Here is a 23,000-nt window from a genome sequence, read left to right as displayed (position 1 = left end):
GACGAACACCACGGAGACATCCACGGCCTGGCAGGAGATGCCAGCCCCTGACAAAGCGAGGAGTCAACGATGCGCAACCAGCTGGCCGATGTGCGCCTGGAAGAAGCCCCAGTCAATCTCACCCCGATTTCCTCGACCGATGGCGCGCCGCCCCAGCGACCCAAACGAATCCTCTTCGCCACTTCGGAGTTCAGCGACTTCGTCAAGGCAGGCGGTCTGGGCGACGTCTCCGCCGCCCTGCCCCGCGCGCTGCTTGCCGATCACGATATCCGCGTGCTGCTTCCCGGCTATCCGCAAGTGCTCAAGGGCGCAGTGGCCTGCAAGGTGGTTGGCCGCCTGCCGGGCCTGGCCGCACTGCCGGCCTGCGACATCGGTGAGCTGAAGCTGGCCGACGGGCTGGTGGTCTACGCGGTGATCTGCCCGGAGCTCTACGACCGTCCAGGTACGCCCTATGTCGACCAGAACGGCCACGAGTGGGCCGACAACCACATCCGCTTCGCGCGCCTGAGCCTGGCAGCCGCCGATATCGCCGCCGGCATGAGCGCGCTGGCATGGCGCCCGGACCTGCTGCACGTCAACGACTGGCCCACTGCGCTGGCACCGGCCTACATGGCCTGGCGCGGGCAGATCACCCCCAGCGTGCTGACCATCCACAACCTCGGCTACCAGGGTTCCTGCCCGCTGAGTTGCTGCGCCGAACTGGGCCTGCCGGATGCCGCCGGCCTGCCAGACAGCATGGAGTTCTACGGCAAGCTGTCCTTCCTCAAGGCCGGCATCAGCCATGCCAGCCACATCACCACGGTGAGCGAAACCTACGCCCGCGAGGTCACCGCCGTGGAACTGGGCTGCGGCATGCACGGCGTGCTCTCCCAGCGCCGCGACCGTGGCCAGCTCAGCGGCATCACCCATGGCATCGACGCCGGCTGGGACCCGCTGACCGACCCGCACCTGATCGAAGGCTTCGATGCCACGCGTCTGGCCGGCAAGCGCCGCAACGCCGAGTACATTGAAAAGCAGTTCGGCCTGCTGCCGGGGCGCGGCCCGCTGTTTGCGGTGGTCTCGCGCCTGGTACAGCAGAAAGGCATCGACCTGACCCTGGCGATCGCCGACGAGATGGTAGCTGCCGGTGGCCGCCTGGTATCCATCGGCTGCGGCGAGCCGGAACTGGAGCAGGCCATGCGCGAACTGGCCGAGCGCTATCCGGGCCGGGTCGGCGTGCACGTCGGCTTCGACGAGACCACCGCCCGCCGCATCTACGCCGGCAGTGACTTCCTGCTGATGCCCTCGCGCTATGAACCCTGCGGCCTCAGCCAGATGTACGCCCAGCGCTTCGGCTCACTGCCAATCGCCAGGCACACCGGCGGGCTGGCCGACACCATCATCGATGGCGTCACCGGGCTGCTGTTCCGCGATGCGACCCCGGCCAGCTACTTCGACGCCGTGCGCCGCGCGCTGAACATCTACCGCTACCCGGAGCTGCTCAACGCCATGCGCTGCAAGGCCATGGAGTCGCCCTTGCCCTGGGAAGACGCCGTGCGCCCCTACACCGCCCTCTACCAGCGCCTGCTGCAACGGGTGCCCGCGCAGGCCATGCGATGACGCTGCCGACCGGTCTGCAGCATGGCGCGTGGGTCCTGCCGGACGGCAGGGTCAGGTTCTCGCTGTGGGCACCGGATGCACAGCGCGTGGAGCTTGAACTCGGGGGCGGCGGACGGCATGACCTGGCCAGGGCCGCTGACGGCTGGTTCAGCGCAGAGATTCCGGCCATCGTCGGGCAGACCTACCGCTACCGCATCGACCACGAACTGCTGGTGGCGGACCCGGCCTCGCGGGACCAGGCCGGCGGCGTCGAAGGCGAAAGCCGCGTGACCGACCCCAGCGCCTATCGCTGGTTGCACCCGAACTGGCGAGGCCGCCCCTGGCATGAAGCGGTGATCTATGAGCTGCACGTCGGACTCTGCGACGGCTTCTCGGCGCTGCAGGGGCGGCTGGAGGAGTTGGCGGCGCTGGGCGTCACCGCCATCGAACTGATGCCGCTCAATGCCTTCCCCGGCCGGCGCAACTGGGGCTACGACGGCGTGCTGCCCTATGCGCCCTCCTGTGCCTATGGCGACCCGGACACCCTACGGCGGTTGATCGACAGCGCCCACGGCCTCGGCCTGATGGTGATCATTGACGTGGTCTACAACCACTTCGGCCCGCAGGGCAATTACCTCGGACGCTACGCCAGCGCATTTTTCCGCGCCGACCAGCAGACGCCCTGGGGCCCGGCCATCGACTTCCGCCACCCGGCCGTACGCGAGTTCTTCATCGGCAACGCACAGATGTGGGTGCGCGAATACCGCGTGGACGGCCTGCGCATCGACGCGGTGCATGCCATCGCCGACAACGACTTTCTCCGCGAGCTGGCCGAGCGCGTCCGCCAGGCCGCCGAAGGCCGCGAGCTGCACCTGATCCTGGAGAACGAGAACAACCAGGCCAGCCTCCTGCAGAGTCCGCTCGGCTTCGATGCCCAGTGGAACGACGATCTCCACCACTGCCTGCACGTGCTGCTCACCGGTGAGGACGAGGCGTACTACGTCGATTACTCGCACAAACCCATCGAGCAGCTGTGCCGTTGCCTGAGCGAAGGTTTCGCCTTCCAGGGCGAGACGGACTATCGCGGCATCGCCCGTGGCGAGCCCAGCGCTGAACTGCCCCCGCAGGCTTTCGTGGCCTTCCTGCAGAACCACGACCAGGTGGGTAACCGCGCCCTGGGTGAGCGACTCACCACCCTCGCCCATACTGACCGACTGCGCGCTGCCAGCGCGCTGGTGCTGCTCAGCCCGATGGTGCCGATGCTGTTCATGGGTGAGGAATGGGGCGAGCAGCAACCCTTCCTGTTCTTCACCGACTACCAGGGCGAACTGGCGCGGGCCGTCACCGACGGCCGGCGCGAGGAATTCCGGCGCTTCCGCCGGTTCTCGTCGCCGGGCGCTGCCGCCTGGATTCCCGATCCCAACGACTACCAGACCTTCGTGGCCTCCCGTCCGCACCCCGAGCGAGGCGATGACGCCTGGCGCGCGCATTACCGCGAGCTGCTGCAGGTGCGCCAGCGCTGGCTGACGCCGCACCTGCCCGGCAGCCGCGCGCTGGCTGCACAACCGTTGGGCGAACGTGCCCTGAGTGCGAAATGGCGGCTGGCCGACGGCAGCCTGTGGCGCCTGGACCTCAACCTTGGCACCGACGACATCGGCGTCGAACCGCCGGGAGAAGGCGCCCAGGTGCTGTTCTGCTGCGGCCAGGGCGTGGCCCATTACCGCCATGGCTGGCTGGGCGCCGCCGCGCTGGTAGCCAGCCTGGAGACTGCCTGATGAGCGACGCGCAACTGGAACGCCTGGCCAGCGAAGCGGGCCTGGCCATCGACTGGATGGACGCCGACAACCGCCCCCAGCGGCTGACCGCCGAGGTGCAGCGCAATGTGCTGGAGGCCCTGGGTTTCCCGGCGCAGAGCCCCGAGCAGATCCGCCGGAGCCTGGAGGCGCTGGAGCGCCGCCAGGCCGAGCTGCCGCCGCTGATCACCGCCGACCTTGGCCAGCCGGTTGCCGTGCCGGTTCCTCCGGGCACCCGCTACAAACTGTTCAATGAGGACGACAGCGGCCACAGCGAGGGCCATGTCGACGAACACGGGCAGATTCCCGCCATCGAGCAGAGCGGTTATTACCCACTCCACCTGGGCGAGCGGGAGATCATCCTCGCCGTGGCACCGCCGCGCTGCCCGTCGGTGGCCCAGTATTGCGGCGGTCGCCAGCGCGTCTGGGGTCTCGCCGCGCAGTTATATTCTCTGCGCCGTGACCAAGACGGCGGCGCCGGCGACATCAGCGCCCTCGCCGAGCTGGTGCGCGCGGCAGCCGCACAGGGCGCAGACGCCATCGCCATCAGCCCGGTGCACGCCATGTTCCCCGCCTCGCGGGACATCTATAGCCCCTACTCGCCCTCCAGCCGCCTGCTGTTCAACGAACTCTACGCCGCCCCCGACCTGGTGCTGGGCGAGGAAACGGTGCACCAGGCCCTCTCCGCCGCCGGGCTGGAGGCCGAACTGGCGCGCCTGGCGGCACTGCCGCTGATCGACTGGCTGGGCGTTGCGCGCCTGCGCGATCGCTTGCTGGCACAGCTTTACGAGCAGTTCCAGCAGTCGGACGGCACGCTGCACGATGACTTCCTCGCCTTCCGCCACCTCGGCGGCGCCGAGCTGCTGGAACATTGCTGCTTCCAGGTCCTGCAGTTGCGCCGCGCCGAAGCCGGCGATGGCCTGGACTGGCGCTTCTGGCCCGAGACGTATCGCAACGCCGGCAGCACCGAGCTGGGCCACTTCATGGTCGACGAAGAGCCGGCAATCAGCCAGCAGGCGTTCGGCCAATGGCTGGTCGCCCGTGGTCTGCAGCAGGTGCAGCGCGAAGCCAGAGCCGCCGGCATGGGCATCGGCCTGATCGCCGACCTCGCGGTGGGCGCCGAACCCTCCGGCAGCCAGGCCTGGATGCGCCAGGACGAGCTGCTCAGCGGCGTCAGCGTCGGCTGCCCGCCGGACATCCTCAACCGCACGGGGCAGAACTGGGGCATCTGCGCCTTCTCCCCGGACGGCCTGCGGCGCAACGGGTTCCGCGCCTTCATCGAGATGCTGCGGGCCAACCTGCGCTATGTCGGCGGCCTGCGCATCGACCACATCCTCGGTCTGCGCCGGCTCTGGGTGATCCCCGAGGGCGCCGAGCCGCAGAATGGCGCCTACCTGGACTACCCCTTCAAGGACCTGCTGCGGCTGATCTGCCTGGAGGCCGAACGCGCGAAGGCGGTGATCATCGGCGAGGACCTGGGCACCGTGCCGCCAGGGCTGCGCGAGGCACTGGCCGAGCACGGCATCCTCGGCATGCGCGTGCTGCTGTTCGAGCAGCAGCATGGCCACTTCGTCGCGCCGGCGCACTGGCCCGATGGCGCCCTGGCCACCAGTACCACCCACGACCTGCCGACCCTGGAGGGCTGGCAGAAAGGTCGCGACATCGACTGGCGCCAGCAGCTCGGCCAGCGCACCCGCGAGGCCGCCGCCGAGGAGCGCAATACCCGCCAGCACGAGAGCTTCGCCCTGCGGCGCGCGTTGGGCGAGCATGGCATCCAGCTCGAGCCGGTGCTCGACGGCGCCATAGAATTCCTCGGTGCCACTCCGGCTCCGCTGGTGCTGTTGCCGCTGGAAGACGCCCTCGCCTGCATCGAACAACCGAACCTGCCGGGGCCCGGCGACGCCCACCCGAACTGGCGCCGACGCTTCGAACGCAATGCCGGCGAGATGCTCGACGACCCGCAGGTGCGCTCCCGCCTTGAACGCCTGCACCGCGCGCGCGGCAACCCCCGCGACGGAGGGCAGGAGCATGGCTGATATCCGCGCCACTCTGCGCCTGCAGTTCCACCGCGGGTTCACGCTGGCCGACGCGCTGCCCTGGCTGGACTACTTTGCCCGCCTCGGCATCAGCCACCTCTACGCCTCGCCCTTGCTGGCCGCACAGCCAGGCTCCATGCATGGCTACGACTCGGTGGACCCGACTCGCATCAGCGACGAGCTGGGCGGCGAACCCGCGCTGCGTCGGCTGGTGGAAGGCCTGCGGCTGAACGGCATGGGGCTGATCGTCGATACCGTGGCCAACCACATGCGTATCGGCGACGCCAACCCCTGGTGGCAGGACGTGCTCGAATGGGGCCTGGACAGCCCCTACGCGCACTTCTTCGATATCCGCTGGCACAGCGATGACCCGCTGCTGGACCAGCAGGTGCTGCTGCCCTGCCTGGGCGAGGACTACATCGACGAAGTGACCTCCGGGCGCATCCAGCTGGACTACGACGCAGGCACCGCGCGCTTCCTGCTGCGCTACGGCGAACAGCGCTTCCCGGTCTGCCCGTCCAGCTACGGGATGATCCTCTGCCACACCCAATGCCCCGAGCTGCTGGCCCTGGCGCCCCGCTTCGTCGAATTGCATCACCATCCGATGGGCCGTCATCTGGCACCCGCGTTGTGCCTGGAAGCCGCCGCACCGCTTGCCGACCGCTACCGCCTCGCGACCCTGCTCGCCTCCTACCGCGAGGACTGGCACAGCCTGCACCGGCTGATCGAGCAGCAGCACTACCGCCTGGCCAACTGGCGGGTGGCGGCGGACGACATCAACTGGCGACGCTTCTTCGACATCAACGAACTGGTCGGCCTGCGCGCGGAGCATCCTGATGTCTTCGAAGCCAGCCATGCCTACCTCCTGCAACTGATGCACGAAGGGCTGATCGACGGCCTGCGCATCGATCACGTCGACGGCCTCGCCGACCCGCGCGGCTATTGCCGGCGCCTGTGGCGCGCAACCGGCGGCGCGCCGGTGTACGTGGAGAAAATCCTCGGCCCCGGCGAAGCGCTGCCGGCGGACTGGAAAGTGCAAGGCACCAGCGGCTACGACTTCATGAACCAGGTTTCCTTGCTGCAGCACGACGCCCGCGGCGAGCCGGAGCTGCGCCACCTGTGGCTGGAAGTCAGCGTCCGGCCGGACGGTTTCGCCGAGGAAGTCCGCCAGGCGCGCAAGCACGTGCTGGCTTCGCTGTTCGCCGGCGATGTCGAGAGTCTGGCGCAGCAGCTCTGGCACATTGCCCGTTTCGCCCTGGCCAGCCGCGACATTGCGCTGGGCTCGATCCGCCGCGCGCTGTTCCAGTTGCTCGCGGCCTTCCCGGTCTACCGTACCTATGCCGACGCATTGGGGCGCTCCGAGCAGGATGAGCGTTTCTTCAGCCAGGCTCTGGAACAGGCCCGGCAGCACCTGGAACCTGGCGACCAGCGCACCCTCGGCTGGCTCGACCGCATGCTCGGCGGCGAAGCGCTGCGTACCCAGCCGCCCGGCCCGATGCGCCAGTTGCGCAGGCTGGCGCTGGAACGCTTCCAGCAGCTCACCCCGCCGATTGCCGCCAAGTCCCTCGAGGACACCGCCTGCTATCGCTCGGCCGCGGCACTCGGGCGCAACGACGTCGGCTTCGATCCACAAGCCCTCGGCGGCGATGTGGAGGCCTTCCACCAGGCGTGTGTACAGCGCCTGCGCGATTTCCCCCAGGCAATGCTCACCACCGCCACCCACGACCACAAGCGCGGCGAGGATTGCCGGGCGCGCCTGGCGGTGCTCAGCGAGCGCGCGCCCTGGTTCGCCGAACAGGTCTGGAGCTGGTGGAAGCTTGCCGCGCCGCTGCGCCAGCACATCGCGCGCGGCCCTGCGCCCAGCGGCGGCGACGAGCTGATCCTCTACCAGTGCCTGCTCGGCAGCTGGCCGCTGGAGCTGACCGCTGACGACGCGCAGGGGCTGCGTGACTACCACCAGCGCATCGAGCAATGGCAGCGCAAGGCGCTGCGCGAGGCCAAGCTGGACAGTGACTGGAGCGCCCCCAACGAGGCGTATGAAGCGGTCTGCGGCCGGTTCCTCGCCGGCCTACTGCTGGAAGACGTCGGCGCGCCCCTGCGCCAGTCCATCGCCGACGCGGCAGCGAGCCTGATGCCCGCTGGCGCGCTCAACGGCCTGGCGCAGTGCGCGCTGCGCAACACCGCGCCAGGCGTTCCTGACCTCTACCAGGGCTGCGAGGCATGGGATTTCAGCCTGGTAGACCCGGACAACCGCCGCATCCCCGACTTCGCGACCCTCGAAGCCGCGCTGGATGCACCGCCGGACTGGCCGGTGCTACTGCGTGACTGGCGCAACGGTCACATCAAACAGGCCCTCCTGGCGCAAGCCCTCGGGCTGCGCAAACGCTGGCCTGCGCTGTTTTCCGCTGGCGACTACCTGGCGCTGGAAGTACGTGGCGAACACGCAGCGCAGGTCGTCGCCTTCGTCCGCAGCCATGCCGGCCAGCACCTGCTGGTGGTGGTGCCGCGTTGCGCCGCCAGCCTTCTCGGCGATTCGCCGCTGCCCAGGGTGCCGCCCGAATGTTGGACGGACACCCGATTGCACCTGCCCTCGTCCCTGGCTGCCATCCGCTGGAACGGACTGGCCGGCCCGGTCGAACCGCATAACGGGGAACCCCGCCTGGCCGAGTTGCTCGGCGAGGTCCCGGTCAACCTGCTCATGTCCGGAGGTGAACGATGAAGGTCAACGAGCGAAGAGTCCGTGAACTGGCCTACCAGATCTGGGAGTCCGAAGGACGCCCGGAAGGCCAGCACGACCGCCATTGGCGCATGGCGCGCAGCCTCGCCGAAGCCGAAGCGGCCAACCAGGGGGGCGTGGAGCAACCGGTACAGCCGCGCTTTGACGGCAACAGCGAGCCGGAAAAGCCTGCGCTGTTGCAGGAGCTGCCCCGGCGCAAGGGGCGTCTGCCCAAGGCCGCCCCGGAAGTGCCGACCCAGGAAGAAGGCGAAACCGTTGCCCCTACGCCCAGCCCCGCCGAGCGCAAATCACCGCCCAAGGCCAAGCCGACCCGGAGCGCGCCAACGGTTACGCCCACCGCGAAGCAGCGCAAGAGCAAGCCCAGCGCCGCCGAGCAGGCGGTGCCGGACGAAGCCGCGCCGCAAGAGCCCTCGCCGAGCAAGCCGCGCAGCAGGAAACAACCGCCCATCTGAGCCCAGGAGCCGGTAAATGAGCCACGGAGCACATTCCCGCGTCACCGAAGGGCGCCCCTTCCCCCTGGGCGCCACCTGGGACGGGCTGGGCGTCAACTTCGCACTTTTTTCAGCCCACGCCACCAAGGTCGAACTGTGCCTGTTCGACGCCCAGGGCAAGCGTGAGATCGAGCGCATCGAGCTGCCGGAGTACAGCGACGAGATCTGGCACGGTTACCTGCCTGACGCCCATCCGGGGCAAATCTATGGCTACCGCGTCTACGGTCCCTACGAGCCGGATGCCGGCCACCGTTTCAACCCCAACAAACTGCTGATCGACCCGTACGCGCGGCAACTGGTGGGTGAACTGAAGTGGTCCGAATCGTTGTTCGGCTACACCATCGGTTCGCCCGATGCGGACCTGAGCTTCGATAAGCGCGACAGCGCCGCCTACGTGCCCAAGTGCAAGGTCATCGACCCTGCCTTCACCTGGGGCGAACAACAGCCGGTGCGAGTGCCGTGGGACCAGACCATCATCTACGAAGCGCATCTGCGCGGCCTGAGCATGCGCCATCCGGATGTGCCCGAGCGCCTGCGCGGTACCTGCGCCGGGCTGATGAACAGCGAACTGCTGCAGCACTTGCGGCAGTTGGGCGTGACCAGCCTGGAGCTACTGCCGGTGCACGGTTTCCTCGACGACAAGCACCTGCTGGAAAAGGGCATGAGCAATTACTGGGGCTACAACAGCATCGCGTTCTTCGCGCCCCATGCCCGCTACCTGGCCAGCGGCCACATCAACGAGTTCAAGGAAATGGTCGCGCACCTGCACGCGGCCGGCATCGAGCTGATCCTCGACGTGGTCTACAACCACACCGCCGAGGGCAACGAGCTCGGCCCGACGCTGTACATGCGCGGCATCGACAACATCTCCTACTACCGCCTGCAGGCCGACAACCGCCGGTACTACGTCAACGACTCGGGCACCGGCAACACACTGGACCTCAGCCATCCCTGCGTGCTGCAGATGGTCACCGACTCGCTGCGCTACTGGGCCACGGAAATGCGCGTGGACGGCTTCCGCTTCGACCTGGCGTCGATCCTCGGCCGCTACGCCGACGGTTTCGACGAGCGCCACAGTTTTCTCGTCGCCTGCCGCCAGGACCCAGTGCTGAGCCACCGCAAGCTCATCGCCGAACCCTGGGACTGCGGCCCCGGCGGCTACCAGGTGGGCGGCTTCCCGCCCGGCTGGGTGGAGTGGAACGACCGCTTCCGCGACACCGTGCGCAGTTTCTGGCGCGGCGACGAAGGCCAGTTGCCGGACCTGGCGCGGCGCCTCACCGCCTCGGGCGACCTCTACGACCAGCGCGGCCGCCGCCCCTACGCCTCGGTGAACTTCATCACCGCCCACGACGGCTTTACCCTGCGCGACGTGGTCACCTACAACCACAAGCACAACCAGGCCAACGGCGAGGACAACCGCGACGGCAGCGACGACAACCGTTCCTGGAACCACGGCGTCGAAGGCCCCACCGACGATCAGGACATCCGTCGCCTGCGCCTGCAGCAGATGCGCAACCTGATGGCCACGCTACTGCTCTCCCAAGGCACGCCGATGCTGGTGGCCGGCGACGAATTCAGCCGCACCCAGCAGGGCAACAACAACGTCTACTGCCAGGACAACGAACTGGGCTGGGTCGACTGGAGCCTCGACGACGAGGGCCGCGAGCTGCTGGCCTTTACCCGCCGCCTGATCCGCCTGCGCCAGGCGTACCCGATGCTGCGGCGCGGGCGCTTCCTGGTCGGCGAGTACAACGAGGAGCTGGGTGTGCGCGACGTCACCTGGCTCGCGGGCGACGGCGAGGAAATGACCGAGGAACACTGGCACGATCCGCTGCGCCGCAGCCTCGGCATGCTCCTGGACGGCCGCGCCCAGCCCACCGGCATCCGTCGCAGCGGCGGCGACGCCACCCTGCTCCTGCTGGTTAACGCCGGTCACGAGGGGATCGACTTCATCCTCCCGGAAACAGCCCAGGGCCGCGACTGGCAGTTCCTGCTGGACACCGCCGAACCGCCGCAGGACCACGAGCGCAACTGGGAATTCGGTGCCGCCTACCCGCTCGGCGCACGCTCGCTGGCCCTCTTCACCCTGCGCCGCAGCGAGGACTGACCGCTCGGGCAATCCCTCTGAACGCCCCTCGGCCCGGCCGGGTCGGAACCTTCAGGCACTGGCGATAAAGCGATCCCACAAGGAGAACTCGATGAACCCAGCCGACACCCGCCCCAGCCTCCGAAAGCCGGCGAGCTGAGCCCATGAAGGCCCTGCACATCGGCATATCCGGCTGGCGTTATGTTCCCTGGCGCGGCGACTTCTACCCCGAAGGACTGCGCCAGAAAGATGAACTGCGCTATGCCTCCCGCGCGTTCAACAGCATCGAGCTCAACGGTTCGTTCTATGCGCTGCAAAAGCCCGAGCGCTACCGCCAGTGGGCCCAGGACACCCCGGAAGGATTCGTCTTCGGCGTCAAGGGCCCGCGCTACATCACCCATATCAAGCGCCTGCGCGATGCCGAAGAGGGCCTCGCCAACTTCTTTGCCTCCGGCCCGCTGGAACTGGGCGCCAAGCTGGGCGTCTTCCTCTGGCAACTGCCACCGAGCCTGAAGTACGACGTCGACGTCGTCGAAGCCTTCCTCGCTCTTTTACCCCGCACTCCCGAAGCGGCGCTGAAGCTGGCAAAGGACTCGGCCACCCGCCGGCCGGAACACTGGCCCCGGTCGCTGAGCAAACGCCCCTTGCGCCACGCCATGGAGGTGCGCCACGAAAGCTTCGCCTGCGCGGAATTCGCCCAGCAGTTGCGTCACCATGGCGTCGCGCTGGTCTTCGCCGATGCGCCGCGCAAGTGGCCCTACGGCGAAGACCTAACCGCCAGGGACTTCGTCTACCTGCGCCTGCACGGTGACAAGGAACTCTACGCCAGCGGCTATGGCGCCCCCGCGCTCGAACGCTGGAAAGAGCGGATAAACCGCTGGCGGCGCGGACTGCAACCCGTCGATGCAGAGCTGTTCGACGCTTCGACCCGGGGTGATCGCCGCTCCCGCGACGTCTTCTGCTACTTCGATAACGACGTGAAGGTCCGCGCGCCCTACGACGCCAGCAAACTCATGGCGCTGCTCGATATGAAACTGGCAGATCGCCAGGAGCCCGACGAACCTGCGGGAGACTGGTCATGAGCCTGGCCGAACCCGGCCCGCAGGGCATCGCCCAGGCGCAGGCCGGCACCCTTTTGCGCGTGCTCACGGTGAACACCCACAAGGGTTTCAATGCCTTCAACCGGCGTTTCATCCTCCACGAGCTACGCGACGCCGTGCGCGCGACCTCGGCGGACCTGGTGTTCCTCCAGGAAGTCCACGGTGAACACCAGCTGCACGCCGAACGCCATTCCGATTGGCCAGCGACGCCGCATTACGAATTCCTCGCCGACAGCATGTGGCCGGCCTTCGCCTACGGGCGCAACGCCGTCTACCCCGAAGGCCACCACGGTAACGCCCTGCTTTCGCGCTTGCCGATCCGCAGTTGGGACAACCACGACGTCTCGGTGGCCGGCACCGAGGAGCGCGGCCTGCTCCACGCGCAGATCGACTTGCCCGGCGAACGCGCGCTGCATGCAGTCTGCGTGCATCTGGGCCTGCAGGAATCGCAGCGGCAGAAACAGCTCCAGCTGCTGTGCGCGTTGGTCGGCGAGCTGCCGGCCAATGATCCGGTGGTGGTCGCCGGCGACTTCAATGACTGGCGCTGCCGCGCCAGCGGAATACTGGCGGGCTGCGGGCTGCGCCCGGCGTTCCCGGAAAATGGCGGCGAGCCGCGCAGCTTCCCGGCGCGCTGGCCGCTGCTGCGACTGGACCGCATCTACGTGCGCCACCTGAAGGTCACCCTGAGCGAAGTGCTGAATCGCAAACCCTGGCCGCACCTCTCCGATCATTTACCCCTGCTCGCCGAGGTTTCGCTATGAACGACGAGGTTTCGCCATGACCGACGTATGGCGCGAGGGCAATCGGGTCGACCTGCTGATCAATGGCGAGGACTTCTACCCCGCCGTGTTCGGTGCCATCGAAGTCGCCCGGCACGAGGTGCTGCTGGAAACCTTCATCCTGCGCGACGACAAGGTCGGTCGCGGCCTGCGCCAGGTGCTGATCGACGCTGCCCGGCGCGGTGTGCGCGTTGAAGTGATAGCCGATGGCTACGGCACTCCGGACCTGGACGCGGGCTTCCTCGGCGGCCTGCTGGAGGCCGGCGTGCGCCTGCACCTGTTCGACCCGCAGCCGCTGTTGCTGGGGATGCGCACCAACCTGTTCCGGCGCCTGCACCGCAAGCATGTCGTGGTGGATGGCGCAGTGGCCTTCGTCGGTGGCATCAACTTCTGCGCCGATCACCTGGCCGACTTCGGCGCCATGGCCAAGCAGGACTATGCGGTGAAGATCGCAGGGCCCGGCGTGGAAGACATCCGTCGCGCCTGCCTGGAGCTGCTCAGCCAGTATGGCGAGATCCCGGCGGCCGACGCCGTGCGCCCGCCGGAGCACGCCGGCCCGTGCCGCACCTGCCTGGCCATCCGCGACAACCTCTACCATCGCACCGACATCGAGCAGCACTACCTGCGCGCCATCGCTCGCGCCCAGGAGCGGCTGCTGATCGCCAATGCCTACTTCTTCCCCGGCTACCGTCTGCTGCGCGCGCTGCGTGACGCGGCCAAGCGTGGCGTGAAGGTGCGGCTAATCCTCCAGGGCCTGCCCGACATGCCGCTGGTGCGCCTGTGCAGCAAGCTGCTCTACGACACCCTGCTGCGCGATGGCGTGGAAATCCACGAGTATTGCGACCGCCCGCTGCACGGCAAGGTCGCGGTGGTGGACCGGCGCTGGGCAACCGTGGGCTCCAGCAATCTCGACCCGCTGAGCCTGTCGCTGAACCTGGAAGGCAACCTGATGATCGAGGATGAGGCTTTCGCCAGCGAACTCGACGAGCATCTGCAGCGCCTGGCCGCCGACAGTTGCCGCCGCGTCACCCGCCAGTACGCCCGGCGCGGCTACTGGTGGCGGGCACCGCTGGTGTTTCTGAGCTTCCACTTCCTGCGCCATTTCCCGGCGATCGCCGGGCAACTGCCGGCGCATCGGCAGGTGCTGCACGCCGCCAGCATCGCCGACGAGCCCGGCCAATCGCAGGTGCAACCATGAACAAGCGCTTCTGGAAACGCGCCAACCGCGTGTTCAACATTGCCTTGCTGGTCGCCCTGCCGGTGCTGCTGTTCCTGCTGCTGCGCGCCACCGACTGGGACGAGGTATTCCGCCTGCTGCGTGAATACAGGTTCAGCACCCTGGCCCTGGGCATGCTGATCGCCGTGTGCAGCTACGGTGTCTTCAGCAGCTTCGACGTACTCAGCCGCTACTACATCGGCCACCCGCTGCCGGTGCGCCGGGTATTCACCGTGGCATTCGTGTGCAACGCCTTCAACCTGAACCTGAGCTCCTGGGTCGGTGCCATCGCCCTGCGCTTTCGCCTGTATGGCCGGCTAGGAATGAGCGCCAGCGATATCCTGCGCATCCTCACCTTCAGCATGATCACCAACTGGTATGGCTACATGCTGCTGGCAGGCGTGCTGTTCGCCTTCGGCTACCCCAACCTGCCGGACAGCTGGTCCCTCGGCCAGAGCGGCCTGCGCGCCATCGGCGCGGTCCTGCTGTTGCTGGGGGCGGGCTACCTGCTGGCCTGCCGCTTCGCCCACCGCCGCACCTGGGGCTGGAAGCGCTACCAGTTGAACCTGCCCACCTGGCGACTGGCGGCCCTGCAGGGCATCGCCGGCGCCACCAACTGGTCGCTGATGGCGCTGCTGATCTACACGCTGCTGCCGGCTTCAGCCAGCTACCCGGCCGTGCTGGCCACACTGATGATCAGCAGCATTGCCGGTGTCGTGCTGCATGTGCCGGCGGGTCTGGGAGTGATCGAAACGGTGTTCATTACGGTGCTGCGCGACCACTTCTCCCGCGGTGAACTGGTCGCGGCGCTGATCGGCTACCGGGTGCTGTATTTCCTGATTCCGCTGCTGCTGGCCTGCCTGGTCTACCTGTGGCTGGAGCGCCACGCGAAGAAGCTCAAACGCCGCGCAGAACGCCAGGAGTCAGCGCGGGCAACCTGAGCCCGAGTGCGGCACATCCCCTGTAGGCGCGAGCTTGCTCGCGCACCCGCCCGACGCTGGCCCGACCTGCGCACCAGGGGTGCCGCTCGTCCTACCGTTCCGCCCGGGCCTTGAGCCAGAGCCCCAGGGTTTTCACCGCATCCACCACCGGCCGCAGCCGTTCGCCATCGACGCTCAGGCAATACTCCACGCGCGGCGGAACCTCGGGATGGACGGTACGGACAATCAGCCCCGCCTCTTCCAGTGCGCGAAGCTCGGCGGTCAGCACCCGCTGGGAAATCTCCGGCATGTCGCGGCGCAGCTCATTGAAGCGTTTGCTGCCGGCAGTGCTGGAGGCTTTGCGAACCGAGGCGCAGGCACCGTCAGCGGTGTAAGCATTACGCTGCCAGGCGTCGGCTTTGCCGCCTGATCGCGGACGGAGTCCGCTCCTACGAAAACCGCCGCACCAAATTCACCGGCGCCGTAGGAGCAACTGTCTTCATTTGAAAGTCCGTGCCTGCCTTTCCCCTCTCCCCTGCCCTGGCTGCGCGCCCCGCGCCAAAGGGTTAGAGAGAAGGCAAGCTTCACGGAGGAGTCATAAACAACGTAGGAGCGGACTCTGTCCGCGATCGACAGCAGGCCACGCTAAGACTGAACATCCCCCGCCGGCCGCAGGATCAAGCACCCCAGGGGCGGCAGGTCCAGCGCCAGGGATTGGCTCTGCCCGTGGGACTCCAGCGGGTCGCTGTCGAGCGAGCCGCGGCTCCCCGCGCCCGAGCCGCCGAAGCTGTCGGCATCGCTGTTGAGCAGGACCTGCCAGTGCCCGGCCAGCGGCACACCAATGCGGTAGTGCGGGCGCGGAACCGGCGTGAAGTTGTGCACCACCAGCAGCGGCGCGCCGTCGCCGGCCAGACGCAGCCAGGCATACACGCTGTTGCGCTGGTCGTCACCGATCAGCCAGTGGAAACCCTCGGCGCGGTCGTCGAAGGCGTGCAGCGCAGGCTCCTCGCACAGCAGGCGGTTCAGCTCGCGCACCAGCGCCTGGGCGCCGAAGTGCTCTGCGTAGCGCAGCAGGTACCAATCCAACTGGCCGTCGTGGTCCCATTCACGCCACTGCCCGAATTCGCAGCCCATGAACAGCAGTTTCTTGCCCGGGTGGGTCCACATCATCGACAGGTACAAACGCAGGTTGGCGAACTGCTGCCAGCGATCGCCCGGCATCTTGCCCAGCAGCGAGCCCTTGCCGTGCACCACCTCGTCGTGGGAGATGGGCAGGATGAAGTGTTCGGAGAAGGCATAGAGCAGGCCAAAGGTCAGCTTGTGGTGGTGGTAGCCGCGGTTGATCGGGTCTTCGCGGATGTACGAAAGGCTGTCGTGCATCCAGCCCATGTTCCACTTGTAGGCAAAGCCCAGCCCGCCCTCTTCCGTGGGTTTGCTGACGCCCGGCCAGGCGGTGGATTCCTCGGCAATCACCAGCGCGCCCGGCGCCTCGGTGTGGACGACGCTGTTGAGGTGGCTGAGGAATTCGATGGCTTCGAGATTCTCGCGGCCGCCGTGGCGGTTGGGGATCCACTCGCCGTCCTTGCGCGAGTAATCGCGGTAAAGCATGGAGGCCACGGCGTCCACGCGCAGCGCATCGATGTGGTACTCGCGCAGCCAGTGCAGCGCCGAGGCCAGCATGAAGCCGTGTACCTCGTTGCGGCCGAGGTTGTAGATGTAGGTATCCCAATCCTGGTGGAAACCCTCGAAGGGGTGCGCGTATTCGTAGAGCGCGGTGCCGTCGAAGTGCGCCAGGCCGTGGGCATCGGTGGGGAAATGCGCGGGTACCCAGTCGAGGATCACACCGATGCCGGCCTGGTGGCAGCGGTCGACGAAGCGGGCGAAGTCCGCCGGGCTGCCGTAGCGCGCAGTGGGTGCGAACAGCGACAGTGGCTGGTAGCCCCAGGAACCGCCGAAGGGGTGCTCCATGATCGGCATCAGTTCGATGTGGGTGAAACCCAGGTCGTTGACGTACGGAATCAGCCGGTCGGCCAGTTCATCCCAGGTCGGCGTACGGTTCTCCACCCACTGCCAGGAACCCGCGTGCAGTTCGTAGATCGACAGCGGCCGGTCCACGCCCTGGCGCTCGCCGCGCTGCTGCATCCATTGCTCGTCTCGCCAGGCGTAGGGCGCCGGGTCCGGAACCCGCGAGCCGGTGGCCGGCGGCATTTCGGTGGCCAGGGCCATGGGGTCTGCCTTGAGCGGCAGCAGCCCATCCTGGCCGAGCAGCTCGTATTTGTAGACCTCGCCCGGCTGCAGGCGCGGAATGAACAGCTCCCAGACACCCGCCGGATACCGCAGGCGCATGACGTGGCGGCGGCCGTCCCACCCATTGAAGTCACCAACCACCGACACCCGCCGCGCATTGGGCGCCCAGACGGCGAAACGCACGCCGGGCACGCCGTCGATCTCCATCACTTGTGCGCCCAGGCACCTGCCCAGCTGGCGGTGGTTGCCCTCGGCGAAAAGATAGAGGTCCAGCTCGCTGATCGACGGTCCGAAAGCGTAGGGGTCTTCGGTGACCTGCTCGTGCTCTGGCCAGTGGATGCGCAGGCGATAGGCCGTTTTTTGCGGCAGGCGTGCGATGAACAACCCACCGGCATCCACCGTATCCATGGCGGCAAGGAGCTCTTCCTGCGGCGACAGCAACTCCACCGCCAGCGCGCCGGGGAGCCACGCGCGCACCAACTCGCCCTCTTCATCACGGTGCGGGCCGAGGAAGGCGAAGGGATCGGCGTGGTCGGCACGCTGCAGATGGTCCAGGTCGCTACGCGGTGTCATGTACGTCCTCCAATCAGGTGGCGCGCCAGTTCGAATAGTCCTTGCAGCGGTACTTCCAGCCAGTCGGGCCGGTGGCCCGCCTCGTAAAGCACTTCGTAGGCCGCTTTCTCCAGGCTGAACAGCGCCAGCGCGGCGCCCTCGCCTTCGCGGCCGTGCCACTCGTGGGGCAGGTCGACGGCCGCCGCGCGGTAGGCCGCAAGAAAGGCTTCGCGGGCCTCGCGACGGTAGCGCAGGGCCAGTTCCGCGCGGGTGGCCTGCACGTCGGCCGGCGCTTCGGTGCCCTGGGCGCTGCGCAGGGCCATGGCGGCGGCGTAATCGAAGGAGCGCAGGACGCCGGTCACGTCCTTCAGCGGGCTATGGCGCTGGCGGCGCTCGGCCAGCGGTCGGTTCGGCTCGCCCTCGAAGTCGATGAGGAAGGCGTCGCCCTGCACGACCAGGACCTGGCCCAGGTGCAGGTCGCCGTGGACACGGATCATCACCCCACCCTCCGCCAGGCGCGCCAGGTTGCCCACCGCCTGCAGCAGCTCGCCGCGTTTCTCCAGCAGCCAGTCGACCATCACGCCGCCGCGCTCGTCCAGGTGGCCGCGTGCCCCCTGCAACGCCTCCAGCGCCTGTTCGATCTGCGTGCTGATGCTGCTGGTCCACAGCGCGCTGTCGACAGCGGCGCTGCGATGCAGGCCGAACTCGGGTTCGTCGGCGGCCTCGGACAACAGCTGATGCATCTCGCCCAGGCGCTGGCCGAGCCGGCCGGCGAACAGGCGCAGTTCCTCCATCACGTCGAATTCCGGTTCGGGTGCATCCGGGCCGGGCAGCGGGCCGTCGCGCATGGCACGCTCCAGCTGGTTCAGCGTCCAGCTCCAGGCGTCGCCCTGGTTGCTCAGGTAGCCCTGCAGCAGCATCAGCGTGTGTGGTTCTCCTCGGGCGTCGATGCGACGCACCTCGCCCAGCAGCGGCGCAATGTTGGCGAAGCCGCGTCGGCTCAGGTAGCCGCCCATTTCCGCCTCCGGGTGCACGCCGGGGAAGACCCGGCGCAGCAACTTGAGCAGCAGCCGGTTGCCGATCAGTGCCGAGCTGTTGGACTGGTCGACACTGAGCACTCGGATTTCTGCGTCATCGTCGATCTCGCCGTATTGCGGCAGCCCCGGCTGCGGCAGGAATTGCAGTTCGCCGGCGGGGCCTTGCAGCGTTGCAGTCTCGCGCAGCAGGCGCAGTACGAGGCGGCTGAATGCCGGCAAGGCGAAGGCATCGGTGAGCAGGCCGACCTTGCGGCCGCGGCGCAGTCGCGCCAGCGCGAGTTGCTGGGGCAGGTCGTTGCCGGAGCTGCCTTTCTCCGGCACGGCGGCCAGCGGCAGTTGGTAATGCTCGGCACCTTCCGCTCCGTTGACTTCCACTTCCGCCAGCATCGGCGCGGCGTCCGCGTCGGCCAGTGGCATGGCATAGAGCAGACGGGCACTGCCTGCCTCCAGCCGGCCTCTGGCGAACCAGCGGCGCTTGGGCAGGTAGCGCGGCAGCGAATCGCTCTCCAGCAGTTCGCGCGCTGCGCCGTGCATGATTTCGCTCAGGCGCTGGGCGAGCACCAGGGTCGGCAACTCGGGCATGCGTTCCACTGGCTGGACGTGCCACGCGGGCATCTGCTGGCTGTCCGCCAGGTAGAACCAGTAGAAGCCATAGGGCGGCAGGGTCAGCAGGTAGGTCATCCGGCCGATGGGCGGGAAGGACGAGCCGCCGAGCATTTCCACCGGCACGCGACCGTCAAAGGCCGACAGGTCCAGCTCCACCGCCTGGGCGGCGCTGGACAGGTTGGCAACGCAAAGGATGGTGTCTTCGCTCGTGCCCTCGCCATTCTCCGTCCGGTATTGCCGCAGGTAGGCGAGGATGCGCCGGTTCGGTGGCGACAGCATGCTGATGCTGCCACGGCCGAAGGCCTTCTGCTGTTTGCGCACGCCCAGCAGGCGCCGCATCCAGTTCAGCAGTGAATGCTGGTCGCGCGCCTGGGCCTCAACGTTGACGGTCTGGTAACCGTAGAGCGAATCGAGGATCGGCGGCAGCACCAGGCTCGCCGGGTCGGCACGGGAGAACCCTCCGTTGCGGTCCACCGACCATTGCATGGGAGTACGGACACCGTCGCGGTCGCCCAGGTAGATGTTGTCGCCCATGCCAATCTCATCGCCGTAGTACAGGGTCGGCGTGCCGGGCATGGACAGCAGCAGGCTGTTGAGCAACTCGATGCGCCGGCGGTCGCGCTCCACCAGCGGAGCCAGTCGGCGGCGAATCCCCAGGTTGATGCGCGCGCGGCGGTCGGCGGCGTAGTAGTTCCAGAGGTAGTCGCGCTCATCGTCGGTGACCATCTCCAGGGTCAGCTCATCGTGATTGCGCAGGAAGATCGCCCACTGGCAGTTGTCCGGAATCGACGGGGTCTGGCGCAGGATATCGGTGATCGGAAAGCGATCTTCCTGGGCGATGGCCATGTACATGCGTGGCATCAACGGGAAGTGGAAAGCCATGTGGCATTCGTCGCCGGGGCCGCCGTCCGTTCCGCCGCCCATCCCTCCAAAATAGGGCCGCGTGTCTTCTGGCCACTGGTTGGCCTCGGCCAGCAGCATGCGGTCCGGGTAGTGGGCGTCCAGCTCGGCGCGGATGCGCTTGAGCACCACATGGGTTTCGGGGAGGTTTTCGTTGTTGGTGCCGTCGCGCTCGATCAGATACGGAATGGCGTCCAGGCGCAGGCCGTCCACGCCCATGTCCAGCCAGTAGCGCATGACCCCGAGCACCGCGCGCAGCACCTGCGGGTTGTCGAAGTTGAGGTCAGGCTGGTGCGAATAGAAACGATGCCAGAAGTACTGCTCGGCCACCGGATCCCAGGTCCAGTTGGACTGTTCGCTGTCGATGAAGATGATCCGCGTCTGGTCGTACTTGCTGTCGTCGTCGGACCACACGTACCAGTTGCGCGCCTGGGAGCCCTTCTTCGCCCGCCGCGCGCGCTGGAACCAGGGGTGCTGATCGGACGTGTGGTTGATCACCAGTTCGGTGATTACCCGCAGGCCGCGCTCGTGCGCCGCATCGATGAAGCGCCGCGCATCGGCCAGGGTGCCGTAGTCCGGGTGCACGCCCTTGTACATGGCGATGTCGTAGCCGTCATCGCGCCGTGGCGAAGGGTAGAACGGCAGCAGCCAGAGGGTGTTCACGCCCAGCTCGGCAATGTAGTCGAGCTTCTCGATCAAACCGCGGAAGTCGCCGATACCGTCGTTGTTGGCGTCGAAGAAAGACTTCACGTGCAACTGGTAGATGACCGCGTCCTTGTACCAGAGCGGGTCGTCGAGGAAGGGGCGGGTCTTGCGCTTGGCCATGGTCGCAAATCCTCTTCAGGTCTCGGGGTGCAGGCGCCAGATGCCGAACGGCAGGTGCCAGGGCTCGATGCGCATCCATTGGCGCTTGCCTTGCCAGGTCCAGCGGTGGCCGTTCATCAGGTCTTCGCCGCCCATGGCAGCCTCATCGGGCAGGCCGAACTCCCACAGCGGCAGCTCGAAATCCGCTTCCTGGGCGTTCTCCGGGTCAAGGCTGACCGCCACCAGGATGAAGTTGGAGAGGTCGGCGGTGCGCTTGCCGAACAGCAGGATGTTGTCGTTGAAAGCGTGATAGGCCTGGAAGCCGAGGTGGCTGTGCAGCGCCGGGTTCTCACGGCGGATGCGATTGAGCCGGGTGATCTCGCCGACGATGTTGCCGTGGCCGTGGTAGTCGCGCTGACGCAGCTGGTACTTTTCCGAGTCGAAGTACTCTTCCTTGCCGGGCACGGGGTCTGCCTCGCACAGCTCGAAGCCCGAGTACATGCCCCACAGACCGGAGCCCATGGTCGCCAGCGCGGCGCGGATGAGGAAGCCGGCGCGCCCGGAGCGCTGCAGGAAATACGGGTTGATGTCCGGCGTATTGACGAAGAAATTCGGCCGGTAGCAGTCACGCAGCGGCGGCTCATTGAGTTCGCTGAGGTATTGCTCCAGCTCCGCCTTGGTATTGCGCCAGGTGAAGTAGCTGTAGCTCTGGCTGAAACCGACCTTGCCCAGGCGCGCCATCATCGCCGGGCGGGTAAAGGCCTCGGCGAGGAAGATCACTTGCGGATGTTCGCGGCGCACTTCGGCGATCAGCCATTCCCAGAACGGCAGCGGCTTGGTGTGCGGGTTATCGACGCGGAACAGGTTGACGCCCTGCTCCGCCCAGCCCCGCACCACGTCGAGCAGAGCAAGCCAGAGATCGGGCACCGCGTCTGGCGCATAGAAGTCGACGTTGACGATGTCCTCGTACTTCTTCGGCGGGTTCTCCGCGTGGCGGATACTGCCGTCGGCGCGCCAGCTGAACCAGCCGGGATGTTCGCGCAGCCAGGGGTGGTCGGGCGAACACTGGATGGCGAAATCCAGGGCGATTTCCAGGCCGTGCCCGCGGGCGGCGTTCACCAACTCGCGGAAATCCTCCAGTGTGCCCAGCTGCGGATGCACCGCCTCATGACCGCCTTCCTCGCTGCCGATGGCGTAGGGGCTGCCGGGGTCCTCCGGGCCGGCCTGCAGGCTGTTGTTGCGACCCTTTCGATGGGTGTGACCGATGGGATGGATCGGTGTGAAATAGAGCACGTCGAAGCCCATCGCGGCGATGTCCGGCAGGCGCCGGTGGACATCGGCGAAGGTGCCGTGTTGCCCGGGGACTGTGCTTTCCGAGCGCGGGAACAGCTCGTACCAGCTGGCGAACTCGGCCAGCGGGCGCTCCACATCCAGCTCGAAGGTCAGGCTGCGGGTCAGGTAGGGGCGGTGCTCGGCGCGTTGCATCACCTCCAGGGTTCGCCGCGCCATGAACAGGCCGAAGCGTTCCTCGCGGCCCTGGTTGTCCTGCAGTTGGCGAACGATCTGTGCGAGCTCCGCCTCGCAATCTTCCGGCGCGCTCTGCAGCACGTTGTGCAGCAGCTCGATGCCCTCGCGGAACTCCAGGTCCACCATCTGCCCGGCGGCGTATTTCTTTTCCAGCTCGTAGCGAAAGCTCGCGTAGCTGTCGATCCAGGCCAGCACAATGAATTCGCTGCGGCCGATCCGGGTCGGGGTGATGTGTGCCTCCCAGTGGTCGTTGCCCAACGGCTGCATGGGCGTCTTCTGCCAGGGCTGGCCCTTGCTCTCGCGCCAGGCGACTTCGGCAGCCAACTTGTCGTGGCCATCACTGAAGATGCGCGCATGGATGCGTGATGCACGGTGGGTGATTGCCTTGGCGGCAAAGCGCCCGCTTTCCAGGCGCGGCTCCACGTCTTCGATGACAATGCGCGCCTCGTTGGCGGCAGCCTCGGCTCTGCTTGCCGGATTCTCCAGTTCCATCGCGGCGCCCTCCTCGCGGCGGTGCGCGCCCCTGGCGCGCTCGTGGGTGGATTGCCTCGCTACAGGGGTTGGGAACGACGAGAGGTGGGCAAGTTCAGG

At 67.4% G+C, this 23,000-nt stretch carries 14 protein-coding genes; 10 read left to right on the top strand and 4 right to left on the bottom strand.

Translation table 11 applies throughout. From position 1 onward, the window contains the following. The first annotated feature begins 69 nt into the window (after positions 1 to 69). From glgA to AC2T4A_RS19610, 10 genes are all read left to right on the top strand, one after another. Positions 70 to 1,599 (top strand): glycogen synthase GlgA, encoded by a 1,530-nt coding sequence (gene glgA / locus AC2T4A_RS19655; protein ID WP_486741576.1) that lies wholly within the window; start codon positions 70 to 72, stop codon positions 1,597 to 1,599. Then, positions 1,596 to 3,353 (top strand): malto-oligosyltrehalose trehalohydrolase, encoded by a 1,758-nt coding sequence (gene treZ, locus AC2T4A_RS19650; protein ID WP_486741575.1) that lies wholly within the window; start codon positions 1,596 to 1,598, stop codon positions 3,351 to 3,353. The genes glgA and treZ overlap by 4 nt, the downstream gene beginning before the upstream one ends. Beyond that, a complete protein-coding gene (gene malQ, locus AC2T4A_RS19645) occupies positions 3,353 to 5,407 on the top strand; it encodes a 4-alpha-glucanotransferase (protein WP_486741574.1) in 2,055 nt (684 codons plus the stop codon). Before treZ ends, malQ begins: the two co-directional genes overlap by 1 nt. Continuing rightward, a complete protein-coding gene (treY, locus tag AC2T4A_RS19640) occupies positions 5,400 to 8,126 on the top strand; it encodes a malto-oligosyltrehalose synthase (protein WP_486741573.1) in 2,727 nt (908 codons plus the stop codon). Before malQ ends, treY begins: the two co-directional genes overlap by 8 nt. After that, positions 8,123 to 8,596 (top strand): DUF2934 domain-containing protein, encoded by a 474-nt coding sequence (locus AC2T4A_RS19635; RefSeq protein ID WP_486741572.1) that lies wholly within the window; start codon positions 8,123 to 8,125, stop codon positions 8,594 to 8,596. Before treY ends, AC2T4A_RS19635 begins: the two co-directional genes overlap by 4 nt. 16 nt (positions 8,597 to 8,612) lie before the next feature. Then, the gene (gene glgX, locus AC2T4A_RS19630; protein ID WP_486741571.1) at positions 8,613 to 10,742 is read left to right on the top strand and encodes a glycogen debranching protein GlgX; all 2,130 of its coding nucleotides are present in this window, start codon (positions 8,613 to 8,615) and stop codon (positions 10,740 to 10,742) included. 143 nt (positions 10,743 to 10,885) lie between these two features. Next, positions 10,886 to 11,803 (top strand): DUF72 domain-containing protein, encoded by a 918-nt coding sequence (locus tag AC2T4A_RS19625; RefSeq protein ID WP_486741570.1) that lies wholly within the window; start codon positions 10,886 to 10,888, stop codon positions 11,801 to 11,803. Then, on the top strand, positions 11,800 to 12,582 hold the full coding sequence (locus AC2T4A_RS19620) for an endonuclease/exonuclease/phosphatase family protein (protein WP_416751343.1): 783 nt from the start codon (positions 11,800 to 11,802) through the stop codon (positions 12,580 to 12,582). The genes AC2T4A_RS19625 and AC2T4A_RS19620 overlap by 4 nt, the downstream gene beginning before the upstream one ends. 16 nt (positions 12,583 to 12,598) lie before the next feature. Next, positions 12,599 to 13,798 (top strand): cardiolipin synthase ClsB, encoded by a 1,200-nt coding sequence (gene clsB, locus AC2T4A_RS19615; RefSeq protein WP_416751345.1) that lies wholly within the window; start codon positions 12,599 to 12,601, stop codon positions 13,796 to 13,798. Beyond that, positions 13,795 to 14,757 (top strand): lysylphosphatidylglycerol synthase domain-containing protein, encoded by a 963-nt coding sequence (locus AC2T4A_RS19610; protein WP_416751348.1) that lies wholly within the window; start codon positions 13,795 to 13,797, stop codon positions 14,755 to 14,757. Before clsB ends, AC2T4A_RS19610 begins: the two co-directional genes overlap by 4 nt. 91 nt (positions 14,758 to 14,848) lie before the next feature. Here the strand turns inward: AC2T4A_RS19610 and AC2T4A_RS19605 are convergent, their stop codons facing one another. From AC2T4A_RS19605 to AC2T4A_RS19590, 4 genes are all read right to left on the bottom strand, one after another. Beyond that, complete coding sequence (locus AC2T4A_RS19605) at positions 14,849 to 15,208, bottom strand: winged helix-turn-helix transcriptional regulator (RefSeq protein ID WP_416751513.1); 360 nt, start codon at positions 15,206 to 15,208, stop codon at positions 14,849 to 14,851. A 173-nt stretch (positions 15,209 to 15,381) separates the two neighbouring features. After that, entirely contained in the window at positions 15,382 to 17,556 is a 2,175-nt protein-coding gene (gene glgB / locus AC2T4A_RS19600; RefSeq protein WP_486741569.1) for a 1,4-alpha-glucan branching protein GlgB, read from the bottom strand. After that, positions 17,553 to 20,903, bottom strand: a complete 3,351-nt coding sequence (treS, locus tag AC2T4A_RS19595; protein ID WP_486741568.1) for a maltose alpha-D-glucosyltransferase — start codon at positions 20,901 to 20,903, stop codon at positions 17,553 to 17,555. The genes glgB and treS overlap by 4 nt, the downstream gene beginning before the upstream one ends. 15 nt (positions 20,904 to 20,918) lie before the next feature. After that, positions 20,919 to 22,901, bottom strand: coding sequence for an alpha-1,4-glucan--maltose-1-phosphate maltosyltransferase (locus AC2T4A_RS19590; protein WP_486741567.1), 1,983 nt, complete (start codon positions 22,899 to 22,901; stop codon positions 20,919 to 20,921). Positions 22,902 to 23,000 lie beyond the last annotated feature (99 nt).

Source organism: Pseudomonas sp. PVC-3-1 (assembly GCF_057444315.1).
This window is presented reverse-complemented; position numbering and strand designations above follow the sequence as displayed.